Origin of the sequence: Amycolatopsis thermoflava N1165, assembly GCF_000473265.1 — a bacterium.
Classification (GTDB): domain Bacteria; phylum Actinomycetota; class Actinomycetes; order Mycobacteriales; family Pseudonocardiaceae; genus Amycolatopsis_E; species Amycolatopsis_E thermoflava.
In genome coordinates, this window is sequence record NZ_KI421511.1 from 3,457,353 (window position 1) to 3,472,866 (window position 15,514).

The 15,514-nt window shown below is 71.8% G+C and carries 15 protein-coding genes; 2 read left to right on the forward strand and 13 right to left on the reverse strand.

Features of this window, described 5'->3' with window-relative positions:
- Positions 1-3: 3 nt before the first annotated feature.
- From AMYTH_RS0117200 to AMYTH_RS0117230, 7 genes are read right to left on the reverse strand one after another with little or no spacing between them, the layout of a single operon-like run.
- The gene (locus tag AMYTH_RS0117200; protein ID WP_027931378.1) at positions 4-2,040 is read right to left on the reverse strand and encodes a bifunctional rhamnulose-1-phosphate aldolase/short-chain dehydrogenase; all 2,037 of its coding nucleotides are present in this window, start codon (positions 2,038-2,040) and stop codon (positions 4-6) included.
- 6 nt (positions 2,041-2,046) lie between these two features.
- Positions 2,047-3,222, reverse strand: a complete 1,176-nt coding sequence (gene rhaI / locus AMYTH_RS0117205; protein ID WP_027931379.1) for an L-rhamnose isomerase — start codon at positions 3,220-3,222, stop codon at positions 2,047-2,049.
- On the reverse strand, positions 3,219-3,545 hold the full coding sequence (locus AMYTH_RS0117210; RefSeq protein ID WP_026152999.1) for an L-rhamnose mutarotase: 327 nt from the start codon (positions 3,543-3,545) through the stop codon (positions 3,219-3,221). The genes rhaI and AMYTH_RS0117210 overlap by 4 nt, the downstream gene beginning before the upstream one ends.
- A gap of 57 nt (positions 3,546-3,602) precedes the next feature.
- Positions 3,603-4,670, reverse strand: coding sequence for a rhamnose ABC transporter substrate-binding protein (gene rhaS / locus AMYTH_RS0117215; protein ID WP_027931380.1), 1,068 nt, complete (start codon positions 4,668-4,670; stop codon positions 3,603-3,605).
- A 15-nt stretch (positions 4,671-4,685) separates the two neighbouring features.
- Positions 4,686-5,672, reverse strand: coding sequence for an ABC transporter permease (locus tag AMYTH_RS0117220; protein WP_027931381.1), 987 nt, complete (start codon positions 5,670-5,672; stop codon positions 4,686-4,688).
- Positions 5,665-6,705 (reverse strand): ABC transporter permease, encoded by a 1,041-nt coding sequence (locus AMYTH_RS0117225; RefSeq protein WP_027931382.1) that lies wholly within the window; start codon positions 6,703-6,705, stop codon positions 5,665-5,667. Before AMYTH_RS0117225 ends, AMYTH_RS0117220 begins: the two co-directional genes overlap by 8 nt.
- Positions 6,702-8,219, reverse strand: coding sequence for a sugar ABC transporter ATP-binding protein (locus tag AMYTH_RS0117230; protein ID WP_027931383.1), 1,518 nt, complete (start codon positions 8,217-8,219; stop codon positions 6,702-6,704). The genes AMYTH_RS0117225 and AMYTH_RS0117230 overlap by 4 nt, the downstream gene beginning before the upstream one ends.
- A gap of 215 nt (positions 8,220-8,434) precedes the next feature.
- Here AMYTH_RS0117230 and AMYTH_RS0117235 point away from each other — a divergent pair, with 215 nt between their 5' ends.
- Positions 8,435-9,436 (forward strand): LacI family DNA-binding transcriptional regulator, encoded by a 1,002-nt coding sequence (locus AMYTH_RS0117235; RefSeq protein ID WP_027931384.1) that lies wholly within the window; start codon positions 8,435-8,437, stop codon positions 9,434-9,436.
- 215 nt (positions 9,437-9,651) lie between these two features.
- On the opposite strand, the gene AMYTH_RS0117245 is transcribed toward AMYTH_RS0117235, so the two are convergent.
- Positions 9,652-10,530, reverse strand: coding sequence for a MurR/RpiR family transcriptional regulator (locus tag AMYTH_RS0117245; RefSeq protein ID WP_027931385.1), 879 nt, complete (start codon positions 10,528-10,530; stop codon positions 9,652-9,654).
- 38 nt (positions 10,531-10,568) lie between these two features.
- Between AMYTH_RS0117245 and AMYTH_RS0117250 the strand changes: the two genes are divergently transcribed.
- Entirely contained in the window at positions 10,569-11,300 is a 732-nt protein-coding gene (locus tag AMYTH_RS0117250; RefSeq protein ID WP_027931386.1) for a maleate cis-trans isomerase family protein, read from the forward strand.
- On the opposite strand, the gene AMYTH_RS0117255 is transcribed toward AMYTH_RS0117250, so the two are convergent.
- Genes AMYTH_RS0117255 through AMYTH_RS45130 form a run of 5 tightly spaced genes read right to left on the reverse strand, consistent with a single transcriptional unit; the run spans position 11,297 to position 15,512 of the window.
- Positions 11,297-12,073: a class I SAM-dependent methyltransferase gene (locus AMYTH_RS0117255; RefSeq protein ID WP_027931387.1), complete on the reverse strand. Its 777-nt coding sequence runs from the start codon at positions 12,071-12,073 to the stop codon at positions 11,297-11,299. The two genes, AMYTH_RS0117250 and AMYTH_RS0117255, sit on opposite strands and share 4 nt — an antisense overlap.
- Positions 12,070-12,945 (reverse strand): sulfotransferase domain-containing protein, encoded by an 876-nt coding sequence (locus AMYTH_RS0117260; protein ID WP_027931388.1) that lies wholly within the window; start codon positions 12,943-12,945, stop codon positions 12,070-12,072. Before AMYTH_RS0117260 ends, AMYTH_RS0117255 begins: the two co-directional genes overlap by 4 nt.
- Entirely contained in the window at positions 12,918-14,180 is a 1,263-nt protein-coding gene (locus AMYTH_RS0117265) for an MFS transporter (RefSeq protein ID WP_027931389.1), read from the reverse strand. Before AMYTH_RS0117265 ends, AMYTH_RS0117260 begins: the two co-directional genes overlap by 28 nt.
- Positions 14,177-14,884 carry a phosphocholine cytidylyltransferase family protein gene (locus AMYTH_RS45125; RefSeq protein ID WP_051362718.1) on the reverse strand — a complete coding sequence of 236 codons (708 nt, stop codon included), beginning with the start codon at positions 14,882-14,884 and terminating at the stop codon, positions 14,177-14,179. Before AMYTH_RS45125 ends, AMYTH_RS0117265 begins: the two co-directional genes overlap by 4 nt.
- The gene (locus AMYTH_RS45130) at positions 14,820-15,512 is read right to left on the reverse strand and encodes a gamma-glutamyl-gamma-aminobutyrate hydrolase family protein (RefSeq protein ID WP_167344598.1); all 693 of its coding nucleotides are present in this window, start codon (positions 15,510-15,512) and stop codon (positions 14,820-14,822) included. The genes AMYTH_RS45125 and AMYTH_RS45130 overlap by 65 nt, the downstream gene beginning before the upstream one ends.
- Positions 15,513-15,514 lie beyond the last annotated feature (2 nt).

Genomic DNA, 15,514 nt, shown 5'->3' on the forward strand with positions numbered 1-15,514 from the left:
ACATCAACGGAGGAAAGCGGCCGCGACACCCGCGTCCACGGGCACGTGCAGGCCGGTCGTGTGCGTCAGGTCGCCGCCGGTGAGCGCGAACACCGCCGCGGCCACGTGCTCGGGCAGGACCTCGCGCTTGAGGATGGTGCGCTGGGCGTAGAACTTGCCCAGGTCCTCCTCCGGCACGCCGTAGACCGCGGCGCGCTGCGCGCCCCAGCCGCCCGCGAAGATGCCCGAGCCGCGCACGACGCCGTCGGGGTTGACGCCGTTGACCCGGATGCCGTGCTCGCCGAGTTCCGCGGCCAGCAGCCGGACCTGGTGCGCCTGGTCGGCCTTGGCCGCGCCGTAGGCGACGTTGTTGGGGCCGGCGAACACCGAGTTCTTCGACGAGATGTAGACGATGTCGCCGCCGAGTCCCTGCGCGATCATCGCCTTCGCCGCGGCCTGCGAGACCAGGAACGAGCCCTTGGCCATCACGTCGTGCTGGAGGTCCCAGTCCTTCTCGGTGGTCTCCAGCAGCGGCTTCGAGATCGACAGGCCGGCGTTGTTGACCACCAGGTCGATGCCGCCGAACGCCAGCACGGTCGCGTCCACCGCGGCGGCGACCGCTTCGGCGTCGACGACGTTCGCGACCACCGAAACCGCCTTGTCGGTGTTCCCGATGGAGCGCGCGACCTCCTCGGCGGCATCGCCGTTCAGGTCCGCGATCGCCACGCACGCGCCCTCGGCGGCGAGCCGTTCGGCGATGGCGCGGCCGATGCCCGAACCGGCGCCGGTGACCAGCGCGACGCGCCCGGCCAGCGGCTTCGGCTTCGGCATGCGCTGGAGCTTGGCCTCCTCCAGCGCCCAGTACTCGATGCGGAACTTCTCGCTCTCCGGGATCGGCGCGTAGCGGGAGACCGCCTCGGCGCCGCGCATCACGTTGATCGCGTTGACGTAGAACTCGCCCGCCACGCGCGCGGTCTGCTTGTCCTTGCCGAAGGAGAACATGCCGACACCGGGCACGAGCACGATCGCCGGGTCCGCGCCGCGCATCGCCGGGCTGTCCGGGGTCGCGTGCCGCTCGTAGTAGGCGCGGTAGTCCGCGCGGTAGGCCTCGTGCAGTTCCTTCAGGCGCGCGACGACGTCCTCCAGCGGCGCGGTCGCGGGCAGGTCGACCACGAGCGGGCGGACCTTGGTGCGCAGGAAGTGGTCCGGGCACGAGGTGCCGAGCGCGGCCAGCGGCTGCAGCTTCTCCCGCGACAGGAACTCCAGCACCACGTCGCTGTCGTTGTAGTGGCCCACCTGGCGCTGGTCGGTCGACGCCAGCCCGCGGATCACCGGCGCCAATGCCGCGGCGCGCTTCCGGCGCTCCTCCTCCGGCAACGGCTCGAAGCCCGGCACCACGGCACCGAAGGGCTCCGCGGACCCCCGCTCGGCGAGGAACTTCTCCGCGGTCCGGATGATCTCCAGCGAGTTCCGCCGGCACTCCTCCGAAGTCTCACCCCACGCCGTGATGCCGTGCCCGCCCAGGATCACGCCGATCGCCTGCGGGTTGGCCTTCTTCACCGCGGCGATGTCCAGGCCCAGCTGGAACCCCGGGCGGCGCCAGTCCACCCACACCACGCGGTCGCCGAAGCACTCCTTGGTCAGCGCGGGTCCGTCGGCGGCCGTGGCGAGCGCGATGCCCGAGTCCGGGTGCAGGTGGTCCACGTGCGTGGCCTCGACCAGACCGTGCATCGCGGTGTCGATCGACGGCGCGGCGCCGCCGCGGCCGTGCAGGCAGTAGTCGAACGCGGCGACCATCTCGTCCTCGCGCTCGACGCCCGGGTAGACGTCGACCAGCGCGCGCAGGCGGTCCAGCCGCAGCACGGCCAGCCCGGCCTCGGTCAGCGTGCCGAGGTCACCCCCGGATCCCTTGACCCACAGCAGTTCCGTCGGCTGCCCGGTGACCGGGTCGGTCTCGCTGCCCTTGGCCGAGGTGTTGCCACCTGCGTAGTTGGTGTTGCGCGGGTCGGCGCCGAGGGCGTTGCTGCGCTGGATGAGTTCGGCGGCGGGATTGTTCGTCATGGTGGTTCAGGCTCCCCAACCGGCCTGCCGGCCGTCGGCTCGTTCGGCGACGATCTTTTCCTGGTAACCGCTGCGGTGGTAGGCGGCGATCGGGTCCGGGTCCAGCCCGGCCTCCTCGCGCAGCTCGGCCAGCAGCGGCCGCACGTCGGTGTTGTAGGCGTCCATCAGCACGGCGTTGGCGCCGAGCACGTCCCCGTTCTGCTGCGCGGCGAACAGGGCCTCCTTGTCGACCAGCAGGGCCTTCGCGGTGGCCTCCTGCACGTTGAGCACCGAGCGGATGATCGCCGGGATCTTCGCCTCGATGTTGTGGCACTGGTCGAGCATGAAGTTGATACCGTAGGACGGGTCCAGCGCGTCGGCCCGCACGATCTCCCACATGATGCGGAACAGCTGGAACGGGTCGGCGGCGCCTGCCATCAGGTCGTCGTCGGCGTAGAAGCGCGAGTTGAAGTCGAACGCGCCGAGCTTGCCCTGGCGCAGCAGGAACGCGACGATGAACTCGATGTTGGTGCCCGGCGCGTGGTGGCCGGTGTCGATGCACACCGTCGCTTTCGGGCCGAGCTCGACGCAGTGCGCGTACGAGGTGCCCCAGTCCGGCACATCGGTGGCGTAGAAGGCGGGCTCGAACAGCTTGTACTCCAGCAGGATCCGCTGGTCGTCGCCGAGCCGGTCGTAGGCCTCGCGCAGCGCCGCGGCCAGCCGGTCCTGCCGGGAGCGCAGATCGTCCTGGCCCGGGTAGTTGATGCCGTCGGAGAACCAGAACTTCAGGTCCTTGCTGCCCGTGGCGTCCATGATGTCGATCGCCTCGAGCAGGTGGTCGGTGGCCTTGCGGCGGATCCGCGGGTCGGGGTTGGTGACCGAGCCGAGCTTGTAGTCCTCGTCCTGGAAGACGTTGGTGTTGATGGCGCCGATCTCGATGCCGAGGTCGTGCGCGTACTTGGTGAGGGCGCCGTAGTCGTCGACCCGGTCCCACGGGATGTGCAGCGCCACGCTCGGCGCGATGCCGGTCAGCTCGTGCACCTTCGCCGCGTCGGCGATCTTCTCCTCCGGCGTGCGGGGAACCCCGGGCTGCGGGAACACCTTGAAGCGGGTGCCGGAGTTGGCGTAGGCCCACGAAGGCGTCTCGATCCGCTGAGCGCGCAGGGCTGCTTTCACGGCGGTCAGGTCGGACAACAGGATCACTTTCCTTCCAGGTGGAAGACCTCGGTGAGCAACTGGAACCCCTCGTCGGGGCCGCGCCCGTCCAGGCCCGTGAAGAATTCGGCCATCTCGGCCTGCCAGCGGGCGTTGACCTCGGTGCGGGCCATGGCCGCCTGCGCGGCTTCGAGGTCGTCGGCCTCGACGTAGCCGATCAGCAGGCCGTCGTCCCGGAGGAACAGCGAGTAGTTGCGCCATCCGGTGTCGGTCAGCGCCTGCCGCATCTCCGGCCACACGGCACGGTGCCGCTCGGCGTATTCGGCCATCCGGTCAGGCTTCACCTGCAGGCAGAAGCAGTATCGGGCCACGATCCGTCCTCGGTGGAGCCCCGGCCGGGCCGCCGGTGCGGCCCGGCCGGGAGACTGTCAGAAGTTGTACTGGTCGATGTTGCTCGCGTCGAACACCGTCGGCGGGCCGAGGACGATCTCGCCGTCCTTGCCGATCGTGTACTCGCCGAGCTTGCCCGCCTTGAACTTCTGGCCCTCGACGCCGGTGATCTGGCCGGAGGCCAGTGCCACACCCGCGTAGGCGGCCAGGTAGCCGATGTCGGCCGGGTTCCACAGCGCGAACTTGGTGACCGTGCCGTCCTTGATGTACTCGCGCATCTGGTTCGGCGTGCCGAGGCCGGTCACCGCGACCTTGCCCTTGTAGCTGGAGGAGCTGATGTAGCGGGCGGCCGCGGCGATGCCGACGGTGGTCGGCGCGACGATGGCCTTCAGGTTCGGGTAGGACTGCAGCAGGCCCTGGGCCTCCTGGAACGACTTCTGGTCGTCGTCGTTGCCGTAGGCGACCTTCACCAGCTTCAGGTTCGCGTACTCGGGCTTGGTCAGCTGCTGCTTGAACACCTCGATCCAGGCGTTCTGGTTGGTGGCGTTCGGGGTCGCCGACAGGATGGCGATCTCACCCGAGCCGCCGGCCAGCTCGCTGGCCATCTTCGCCAGCTGCTCGCCGATGCCCTCGGTGGTGGCCTGGTTGATGAACACGTCGCGGCAGTCCTTGGCCGCGTCGGAGTCGAACGCCACGACCTTGATGCCGGAGCTGCGCGCCTGGTTCAGCGACGGGCACACCGCGTTCGGGTCGTTCGCGGCGATGCCGATGACGTCCTGCTGCTGCTGGATCAACGTGTTGATGTAGCTGACCTGCGAGGACGCGCTGGCGTCGTTCGGGCCGACGAGCTTGTACTCGCCCTTGAGCTCGTCCAGCGCGGTCTTGCCGCCACCCACCTCGATGTCCGAGTACGGGTTGTTGAGCTGCTTGGGCAGGAAGGCCATCTTGACGCCTTCCTTGGTGGCGGCGTTCGGGTCGGCCTGCGCCGTCGACTGGGCGCCACCGCCGCCGGACGAGCTGCTGTCGTTCTTCGTGGTGCCACCGCACGCGGACACCGTCAGCACGAGTGCTGCCGACACCGCACCGGCGAGGAGTCGTCTCTTCATGGGCGTTTCGCCTTTCTATGTGGTCGCCCGGCGCCGCAGCGCAGCCCGGAACCTGATCACGATGTTGGGCAGGAGCACCGAGATGATCAGCAGCACCCCGGTGACGATGTTGAGCGCCTCGTTCGACACGTCCTGCAGCCGCAGCGCGTTCTGCAGCGTGGCCAGCAGGACCACGCCGGCGAGCACACCCGGCAGGGTGCCCTTGCCGCCGAAGATGGACACACCGCCGAGCAGGACCGCCGCCACGACGGCGAGTTCCATGCCGAGGCCGTTGTCGGCGCGGGCGCTGGAGTAGCGCAGCGTCCACAGCACCCCGGCCAGGCCGGCGACGAGACCGCTGACGACGTAGAGCCAGAACTTCAGCCGGGCGACGCGGATGCCGGCGAAACGCGCGGCCTGCTCGCTGGCGCCGGCCGCGAACACCGACCGGCCGACCGGGGTCGCGTGCAGCACCAGGCCGAACACCACGGCCAGCACCACCAGCGGGATCAGCATGTTCGGGATCGGGCCGTCGCCGATCGTGCCGGTCACCCACGAGGTGTAGGCGCGCGGGAAGTCGGCCACCGCGCCGTCACCGAGCACCACGAACGCCAGGCCGCGGTAGAGCGCGAGCGTGCCGATGGTGACCGCCAGCGACGGCAGTTTCAGCACGGTCACGAAGAACCCGTTGAGCGCGCCCAGGACGGCGCCGAGCACCAGGCACAGCGGGATGATCGTCTCGATGGGCAGGCCGCGGTTCCACAGGTCACCCATCACGGCCGAGGTGAGGCCGAGCGTGCTCGCCACCGACAGGTCGATTTCGCCGGTCACGATCACGAACGTCATCGGCAGCGCGATCAGCGCGATCGGCAACAGGTCCAGCAGCAGGAAGGTGAAGTTGCGGCTGCTGCCGAAGTTCTCCACCACGCCGGAGGCGATGAGCAGCACCAGCACCGTGATCACGATGACGGCGGCGTCCCAGCTCGCCAGGCGGGACAGCCAGGCCGGCCGCTTGTCAGACATGGGAATCCCTCTTCTTCAGTGACTTGGCCACCCGCACCGCGACGAGGCGGTCGGCCCCGATCGCGAGCAGGATCAGCGCGCCGACGATGGCCTGCTGCCAGAACTGGTTGATGTCGAGGACCGCCAGGGAGCTGCCGATGACGGTGAGCAGCAGGGCGCCGAGGCCCGCGCCCCACACCGTGCCGCTGCCACCGAACACCGCGACCCCGCCGACCACCGCGGCGGCGACCACGTTCAGCTCGTAACCGTTGCCCGCGGCGGCGTCGATCGTGCCGAAGCGCGCGGCGAACAGGACACCGGCGACACCGGCCAGCGCGCCGCTGACCAGGAACGCGGCGATCGTGTTGCGGCCGACCTTGATACCGGCCAGCTCGGCGGCCTGCGGGCTCGACCCCATCGCGTACAGCTCGCGGCCGGCGCGGTAGTTGCGCAGCACGATCCCGGCCACGACCAGCACGATCACCGCGATCAGCACCAGCCACGGGATGCCCAGGATCGAGGAGTTGCCGAACTTCAGGAAGTGCCCGGGCAGCTCGTCGGCGTTGATCTGCTCGCCGCCCGCCCAGAAGTAGGCCGCGCCGCGGAAGGCGTAGAGCGTGCCGAGGGTGACCACCAGCGCGGGCACCTGGCCGAACCGGACCAGGAACCCGTTGACGACACCGCAAGCGGCGCCGACCGCGACGCCGACGACCAGCGCGACGATCACCGGCATGCCCTGGTTGGCCTGCAACAGCGAGCCGACCGCGAACGCGGACAGGCCGAGCACCGACCCGACCGACAGGTCGATGTTGCGGGTGATCATCACCGTCGCCTGGCCGACCGCGAGCACGGCCAGGATCGCGGTGCCGAGCAGGATGTCGCGGATGCTCTGCGCGGACAGGAACCGCGAGTTCTGCGTCGCGGTGAACGCCACCAGCGCGATCAACGCGAGGACGATGCCGGCCTCGCGCGCCTTGAACAGGCCGCCGAGGGAGAACTTCCGGGACACCGACCGGCTCGTCGTCGTGGGAGCCACCACCTTCGTCGCGTTCACGCCGCCGCTCCCTGACCCATCGCTGCGAACATCACCGAGTCCTCACTCGCGTCCTCGCGGCCGATCTCCGCGACGATCCGTCCCTCGCGCATCACCAGCACGCGGTCGGCCATGCCGAGCACCTCGGGCAGCTCGGACGACACCATGATCACGGCGACGCCCTCCGCGGCCAGCGATGACATCAGCCGGTGCACCTCGGCCTTCGTGCCGACGTCGATGCCGCGCGTCGGCTCGTCGACGATCAGCACGCTCGGCGCCATCGACAGCCACTTGGCCAGCACGACCTTCTGCTGGTTCCCGCCGGACAGCGTGCCGACGGCGTCGCTGAGCCGGCCGTACTTGGTCTGCAGGCGCTCGGTCCAGCGCAGGGCTTCCCGGCGCTCGCCGCCGCCGAACAGGAAACCCAGCTTCGCCAGCGCGCCCGAGCGCGGCAGGGTCACGTTCCGCTCGATGGAGAGGTCCATGACCAGGCCCTGCTGGCGCCGGTCCTCCGGCACCAGGGCCATGCCCGCGGCCATCGCGGCGCGCGGCGAGCCCGGCTTGAGCTTCTTCCCGCGCAGCTTCACGGTTCCCGCGTCGCGTTCGTCCACTCCGAACACCGCCTGGACCACTTCGGACCGTCCACTGCCGACCAGACCGGCGAACGCGACGATCTCGCCCGCCCGGACCTGGAACGAGACGTCCCGGAAGACGCCCTCGCGGGACAGGCCCTCGACCTCGAGCACGACCTCGCCCGGGGTGACGTCCTGCTTGGGGAACAACGCGTCCAGCTCGCGGCCGACCATGCGGCGGACCATCTCGTCGACGGTCAGGTCGTCCATCGGGTCGGTGGAGACGTGCTTGCCGTCGCGCATGATCGTCACGCGCTGGCACAGCTCGGTGATCTCCTCGAAGCGGTGCGAGATGAACATGATCGCCGCGCCCTCGTCACGCAGGTTGCGCGCGACCGAGAACAGGCGCTCGACCTCGACCAGCGACAGCGCCGCGGTCGGCTCGTCCATGATCAGCACGCGGGCGTCGGCGGACAGCGCCTTGGCGATCTCGACGATCTGCTGGTCGGCGATCGACAGGCCGCGGGCCGGGCGGCCCGGGTCGATCCGCACGCCGAGGCGGGCGAACAGCTTCTCCGCCTCGGCCCGGATCGCGCCGCGGTCGATCATGCCCAGCCGCTTGCGCGGGTGGCGGCCCATCACGATGTTCTCCTCGACCGTGAGGTCGGGGAACAGCGTGGGCTCCTGGTAGATCACCGCGATCCCGGCGGCCTTGGCGTCGGCCGGGGAGGAGAACTCGACGGGCTGGCCGTCGACCAGCAGCGTTCCGGTGTCCGGGCGGTGGACCCCGGCGAGCATCTTGACGATGGTCGACTTGCCCGCGCCGTTCTCACCCACCAGCGCGTGGGCCTCGCCGGAGTGGAGGGGGAACGACACCCCCTGCACGGCGGCCACCGCGCCGAACGACTTCGTGACGCCGCGGACCTCCAGCAAGGGCACCGCGCCCTGGTCCTGCCGCACCATCGCGACCTCCGAAATGAAAGGTTTCACAAACCTGGCGCGCTGACGCTACTATGCGCTGGATCACGAAGTCAACGACAAGTTTTTGGCCCAGTTCAGGCAGGTTTTCCCGGTCGCGATCCGATAACATCAGTGCTTGTTACACGTTTCAACGGGAGGGTCACGTGGCGCGCACGACCACGGATGGGGCCGCTGTTCCGGAGCCTCGGGCGGCGGGGATCAAGGACGTCGCGGCGGCGGCAGGCGTGTCACTGGGGACCGTGTCGAACGTGCTCAACCGGCCGGACCGCGTCAGCCCGCGCACGCGCGCGAAGGTCGAGGCGGCGATGGCCGAGCTGAAGTTCGTGCGCAACGAGACGGCGCGGCAGCTGCGGGCGGGGCGCAGCCGGATCCTGGCGTACGTGATGCTCGACGGGAGCAACCCGTTCTTCACCGACGTGGCCGAGGGTGTGGAGGACGCGGCCGACGAAGCCGATCTGTCGTTGTTCCTGTGCAACAGCGCGAACCGCGCCGAGCGCGAGCGCGACTACCTGAGCCGGCTGGAGCAGCAGCGGGTGCAGGGCATCCTGATCACGCCGGTCGACCCGGACGCCCCGGTGCTCGCGGAGACGGCCGCGCACGGGATCCCGCTGGTGATCGTGGACCGGACCGGGCAGTCGGGCGACCACTGCTCGGTGGCCGTGGACGATGTGCTGGGCGGGCGGCTCGCGGTGCAGCACCTGCTGGAGCTGGGGCACCGGCGGGTGGCGTTCATCGGCGGCCCCGATTCGCTCGGGCAGGTGCGCGACCGGCGGGAGGGCGCGCTGCGGGCGATGAAGGAGGCCGGGCTGGGGCCGGCGGACCTGGTCGACCTGACCACGTCGGCGTTGACGGTGGCGGAGGGCCGGACCGCCGGGCAGCGCCTGGCCGGGCTGCCGTCGTCACTGCGCCCGACGGCCGCGTTCTGCGCCAATGATCTGCTGGCTTTGGGGTTGCTGCAGACGTGTGTCAGCCTGCGGCTGCGGGTGCCGGACGACCTGGCGATCGTGGGGTACGACGACATCGACTTCGCCGCGGCGGCCGCCGTGCCGCTGACTTCGGTGCGGCAGCCCCGCCGCCAACTCGGCCGGACAGCCGCGGAGCTGCTGCTGCAGGAGACGACCGACCCCGGGCACGAGCACCAGCAGGTCGTGTTCACACCCGAACTGGTGGTGCGAGCCTCCACCCGCCACGGCGCCTGACGCCGGCGCGCTCCCTCGACGCAGTCCAGGAGCACCCCGAGCCGGGCGGTGCCTCAGAACCGGTGCTCGCTCAGCACGTCCGCCACCAAAGCCTGCGCCTCCGCCGAGCGGCCGAGCTCCGCGAGCAGCGGACTCACGAACAACCCGTCCAGCACCACCAGCTGGTGCCCACCACCTTCTCGGCGCGGTCCAGCACCACGAGCCAGGCGGCTGCCTCAGTAGCGGTGCTCGCTCAGCACGTCGGCCACCAAAGCCTGCGCCTCCGCCGACCGCCCGGGCTCCGCGAGCAGCAGGCTCACGAACAACGCGTCCAGCACCACCAGGTGCGCCAGCCTGCTCGTCATCGCCTCCACGCGGTACCTCGTCTCGAGTCCCCCGGCGACCAGGGCGGCGTCGGCGACCTCCGTCAGCGGCGTCGTCGCGAAGCTGGTCACCGCGACCACCGCCGCGCCCGACTCCTTCGCCCGCCGGGCCGCGCTCACCGTCTCCCGGGTCGCTCCGGTGTGGCTCACCGCCACCACCACGTCCCCCGGCCGCAGCAATCCCGCGCGCACATGCTGGACGTGCACGTCGGCCGGGGCCTCGGCCGCGATGCCCAGCGTCAGCAGCCGGTAGGCGGCGTCCTGCGCGAGCGGCGCGCTCGTCCCGACCCCGAGCACCAGCACCCGTGGCGCCGCGGTCAGCAACCTGACCGCCCGCTCCAGCGCCGCCGCGTCCACGCTCGACCTGGCGCGTTGCAGTGCGTCGGCACTGCTCGCGGCCAGCTTCGCCAGCACCTCGGCGGGAGAATCGCCGCGGTCGATGTGCTCCGGCGACCGGTCCCCGACCAGCGGTGCGAGGTCCTGCGCGAGCGCGATCTTCGCGTCCTGGAAGCCCTTGAACCCCAGGCTCTGGCACGCCCGCACCACGGTCCCGACCCCGGTGCCCGCGGCGGCGGCGATCTCGCTGACCGACATCCGCACCACGTCGGACCCGCGTGCCAGCAGCACCTGCGCGGCCCGCGCCTCGCTCGGCGGCAGGGACCGCAACGCGGCCCGCGCCCGTTCGGCCACTGATCCGGGCACCCGCGACGCCTCGTCGATTCCGCCGGTCACGGGCGCAGGATACGGGACGGTTCGGGTACCCTGCGCGTATGAAACGCCACGTTCAGGGGCCGGAACCCCAGACGGGCGTCGGCATCGTCGCGCCCTACGACTTCGCCCGTGACCGCGAGCTGTGGCGGTGGGTGCCGCCGACCGTGAGCCTGTTCATCGCCCGCACCGGCGGCTCGCCCGAGGGCGACAACCTCGATTCGATGTCGGCGCTCAACCGGCCCGCCACCGTCCGCCGCCCGACGCGTGAGGTGTGCGCGGTCGGCGCCGAGGTCGTGATCTACGCCTGCACCGCGTGCAGCTTCGTCGGCGGCACGCTCGGCGAGGCCGCGCTGCGCCAGGCCATGCTGGACGCAGGCGCGCCCCGTGCGCTGACCACGTCGGGGGCGGCGGTGTCCGCGCTGCGCACCGTCAAGGCGCAGCGGGTCGCGGTCGTGCACCCCTACGAGCGCCCGGTGGGCAACCGCCTGCGCGACTTCCTGTGCACGGCCGGGTTCGACGTCGTCGCGTGCACGCCGCTGGGCATCCCGGTGCGCGAGGTGCTGACCGCCGGCTACGCCGAGGTGGCGGAGCTGATCCACGCGGGCGACCGCCCGGACGCGGACGCGATCTTTGTCAGCTGCACCGCACTGCCGACGTACGACCTCATCGCGCCCCTGGAAGCGGAGCTCGGCAAGCCGATCGTGACCGCCAACCAGGCGACGGTGTGGGCGGCGCTGCGCGCGCTGGACCTGAACGCGACCGGGCCGGACCAGACGCTGCTCAACCTCTAAGGCAGCCGCCGCACCGCCCACGCCCGGGTCAGATACGTCGTCTCCACGACGTCGTGCCCGGCCAGCGCCTCGCGCGCGTGGTCGAGGAACTTCGCGAACGCCTCGGGGCCGAGCTGCGCCTGCACGTCGTTAGCCGAGCGCCACACGCCGAGGTAGTGCTCGACCGTCTGCCGCACCACGTGGCGGCCCTCCAGGTAGAGCGGCGGGCCGTAGCCGGGCTCGGCCGCCAGCCGCGCGGTCAGCGTCGCGGTGACACCGGACCGGCCCGAGGACACCCGCCGCAAATCGGGCTTGAGCCGCCGGATCTCGCCTTCGATCTCGGCGAGCAGCGGGTTCGCCTCGACGTCGCGCGGGTTCCACAGCGCGGCGAACCACCCGCCCGGCCGCAGCACGCGCCGGAACTCCCGCAGCCCGGCGTCGAACTCGACCCAGTGGAACGACGACGCCATGGTCAGCAGGTCGGCCGACGCGTCGTCCAGCCCGGTGCGTTCCCCGCTGCCCGCGCGCCAGGTGATCCGCAGCCCGTAGCTGTCCTCGATGCCCTGCTCCCGCATCGCGTCGTTGGGCTCGACGGCGGTCAGCGACGCGGGCAGCCGCGCGGCCAGCATCCGGCTCCAGATGCCGGTGCCCGCGCCGACGTCGGCCACGTCGAGGCTGCACACCGGCCGCGCGCACAGGCCGAGGATCGCGTCCCGCACCGCGGGCGAGTAGCCCTCGCGGTAGCGCGAGTAGCTTTCCGCGAGCGTGGTGAAGTCACCCTGCGCCAGGGTCATGATCGTGCCCTTTCTCCGAGGTGGTAACCGAACCGGCGGGCGAGCGCGGCGACGTGCGCCCGTCCGAAGAGGTCCGCGGTGGACGGGCTCATCCACGTCCGCCATTCCTCCGGCTGTCCCCGCCGGAGGATGCCGGGACCGTCGCCGCCCTGGTCGCGTTCGCGGCGGCGCACGGTCTGGAAGTCGCTGCGCAGCACCGCCGCGGCGATGTTAGAGTCCGAAATGGACAGTCCGAACGCGCGCAGTCCGGCCCGCAACGTCGGGAGCGGGTCGCGTTTGAGTTCTTCGAACGTCGTGATCGCCGACCGGGGCAGGCGGCCGGCGCCGCAGAGCCAGCGGCGGTGGAAGTCCGCCCAGTCGTCGAGCCGGTCGAGACCGGTCGGGCCGGGGCGGCACAGCCAGTCCTCGAACGAGGTGGCCAGCCGGTCGAGCGGGTCCTGCACGAACTCGGTGCGGAAGCGGTACCACGAGTACAGCGCGTCGCGGGGATCGCGCACCAGGATCCACACGCCGAGCAGCGGGCGGCCGGTGAAGAACCGCGGCGTGAGGTGGGTCTTGACGAACCGGGGCCAGGGCCGCCGCGACGCGCCCGGGGTCGCCAGGCGCTCGCGGTAGTCGTCGTAGGCGGAAACCGGTTCGCTGGCGCCGTCCTCCCGCAGGGCCTCGGTGTAGGCGTCGGCGTAGTTGAGGCCCAGTTCGGCGAGGATGCCGCCCAGGTAGGACTGGCCGGAGCTGCCGATGCTGGCGACGAGCACGTCCCGCGGGCCGAGCCGGGCGATGTTGTCCTGGTACAGCGCGCTGTAGCGGTCCTGCAGGCCGTGCAGCATGTAGAACACCTTGTCGGTCATGTCGTCCGCCGCCCCAGTGCGCATCCGGCGAGCCCGCCGAGCATCGCGACCGCGGCGGCGAGCAGGAAGGCGAACGCGTGGCCGCACTCCAGCGCGGTCGCGAGCACCGCGACGACCAGCGCGCCGCACAGGTACTTCGCCGTCTCGTAACAGCCGTAGGCGCTGCCGCGGTCCGCGGGCTCGGCGTGCCGCCCGGCGGCGCCGTTGAGCGTGACCGCGGAGACGGCCGCGCCGAGGCCGACGAGCACCAGCCCGGGCAGGACGTGCTCCAGCGCGAGCAGGACGAGCCCGGCCGCGCAAACCGCCTGCGCGCCACCGAACACGGTCGTCCACACGTGACGGTTCAGCAGCCGTGCGGCCAGTGGCGCGCCGACCAGGACGGCGATGCCGAGCGGGGTGAAGGTGAGCCCGGCTTGTAACGGGGTGAGGTCCTGCTGCAGGAACAGGAGTCCGACGAAGACCGTGCCGTCGTAGGCGAAGACGAACCCGGGCAGCCCGGCCACCGCGGCCCGCAGCGACCGGTCCCGCACGACCCCGCGCGGCAGGAGCCGCACGACCGGCACGACGAGCACGAGCCCGACGGCGGCAACGGCGAGGTCGTGGTTGGTGATCGCGTACACCAGCAACGCGGCCGCGGTGACGGCCAGGGCGGCGCCGAGCAGCCCGGGCCGGGGCGCACCCCGGCGGCGGTCCTCGTCGAGGACCCGTGCGGCGGTGATCGCCACGGCCGCGACGACCGGGGCGGTCAGCAGGAACAGGAAGCGCCAGCCGAGGCCCTGCGTGATGAGCCCGCCGGTGACCGCGCCACCCGCCGCGCCGAGCCCGCCCGCGACGGCGACCGCGGCGAACACCCGGTCGCGCACGGCTTCCGGGCGCAGGGCGCTGATGGTGGCGAACGCGTTGGGCACGGCGAAGGCCGCGCCGAACCCCTGCACGGCCCGCGCCGCGAAGAGCACCCACGCGTCCCAGGCGACGCCGGCGAGCAGCAGGCCGGCGACGAACACGGCCAGCCCGGCGACCAGCATCCGCCGCCGCCCGAACGCGTCCCCGCAGCGGCCTCCGGTGAGCAGGGTCCCGCCGAGCGCGACGGCGTAGGCGGTCAGCACCCACTGCCCGTCGACCGGCCGGAGCCCGAAGCCGGTCTGGATCGCGGGCAGCGCCACGGCGACGACGAGCCCGTCGAACACCGCGACGAAGTTGGTCAGCGACAACACGATCGCCACCACGACCGTCCGGCCGGGCGCGTGCACGAGCGTCACGACGCCACCTCCGCGCCGGACAGCACCTCGTCCAGCTCCCGCAGCACCGGCTCCCCCACCACGCAGTCCCGCGCGGAGTCGAACTCGTGCCATGGCCCCGGCACCGGGACGGCCCGCACGGCGAACTTCCGCGCGATCAGCCGCCGCAGCAGACCGGTGGTGTCGCGGCGGGTGTCCGAACGCGACAGCTCCGCGGACAGCTCGGCCCACCCCGCCGGCTCCAGCTTGAGCAGCCCCAGGTACTGCCCCGCTACCTCCTCCAGAGTGGACGGTGTGCCGCCGATGTCGGTCAGCGTGCCGTCGGCAACCGCGAACGTCTCCGCGTCGACCAGGGGGTCGCCGAAGCGGCGGGACCACTGCGTGAGCCAGTCCGGGTCGTACCCGACCACCAGCGGCCCCGGCGCCGACGCCACCGCGGTCACCGCCGCCGGGGTGAACACGATGTCGCCGTAGGCCACCACGACCGGGCCGGCTTCGAGCCATTCGCGGGCGCAGGCCAGCGAGTCCACCATGGACGACTCCGCCCACGCCGCGTTGTGGAAGCGGGTCAGCGGCACCCGCTCGAACTGCCACGAGCACCACCCGGTCACCACCGCGACCTCCCGCGCCCCGGCCAGCGCCAGCGCGGAGACCTGCCGGTCAAGCAGCGTGCGGCCCGCCAGTTCGACGAGGCACTTCGGCCGGTCGCCGGTCGCCGCGCCCATCCGGGATCCGCGTCCCGCGGCCAGGATCACCGCCCGCATTCCGACCTCCGAACACCTCGCTGAACAGGTCGACGTCCTCGTCGTGCACCGGGTCCGTGCGCTCGGGGTGCCACATGATCCCGGCCAGCGGCAGCGACCGGTGCCGAATCGCCTCCACCACCGGCCCGCACCGCGCGGTCACCGCGAACTCCGGGGGCGCCTGCAGCACAGCCCAGTCGTGGTAGCTGTTGACGGTCCGCCCGCCGCGCGGCCCGGTCACCCGGTGTTCGACCGCCACGTGCCCGCGCACCCGCCGCAGCCGGGCGCCGAACGCGTCGAGCACCAGCTGCATCCCGCGGCACACTCCGATCACCGGCAGGCCGCGTTCCAGGGCGCGGCGCAGCAGGTAGCGTTCGAGGGCGTCCCGCTCCGGGGCCGCGCCCAGGTCGTTGCCGCCGGTCAGCACCAGCCCGCGGCACCCGGTCCGCCACAGCAGCTTCGCCGCGGCGACCGGGTCGAGCGGCATCGGCACGCCGTCGAACCCGCATGCGGCGAGGAACGACCACCACCGCACGTCGAGCGCGAGCCGCACCTCGCCGTGTTCGTTGGCGGGCAGCAGCCGCTGGGTCACCGCGAGCAGTCCGGACACCG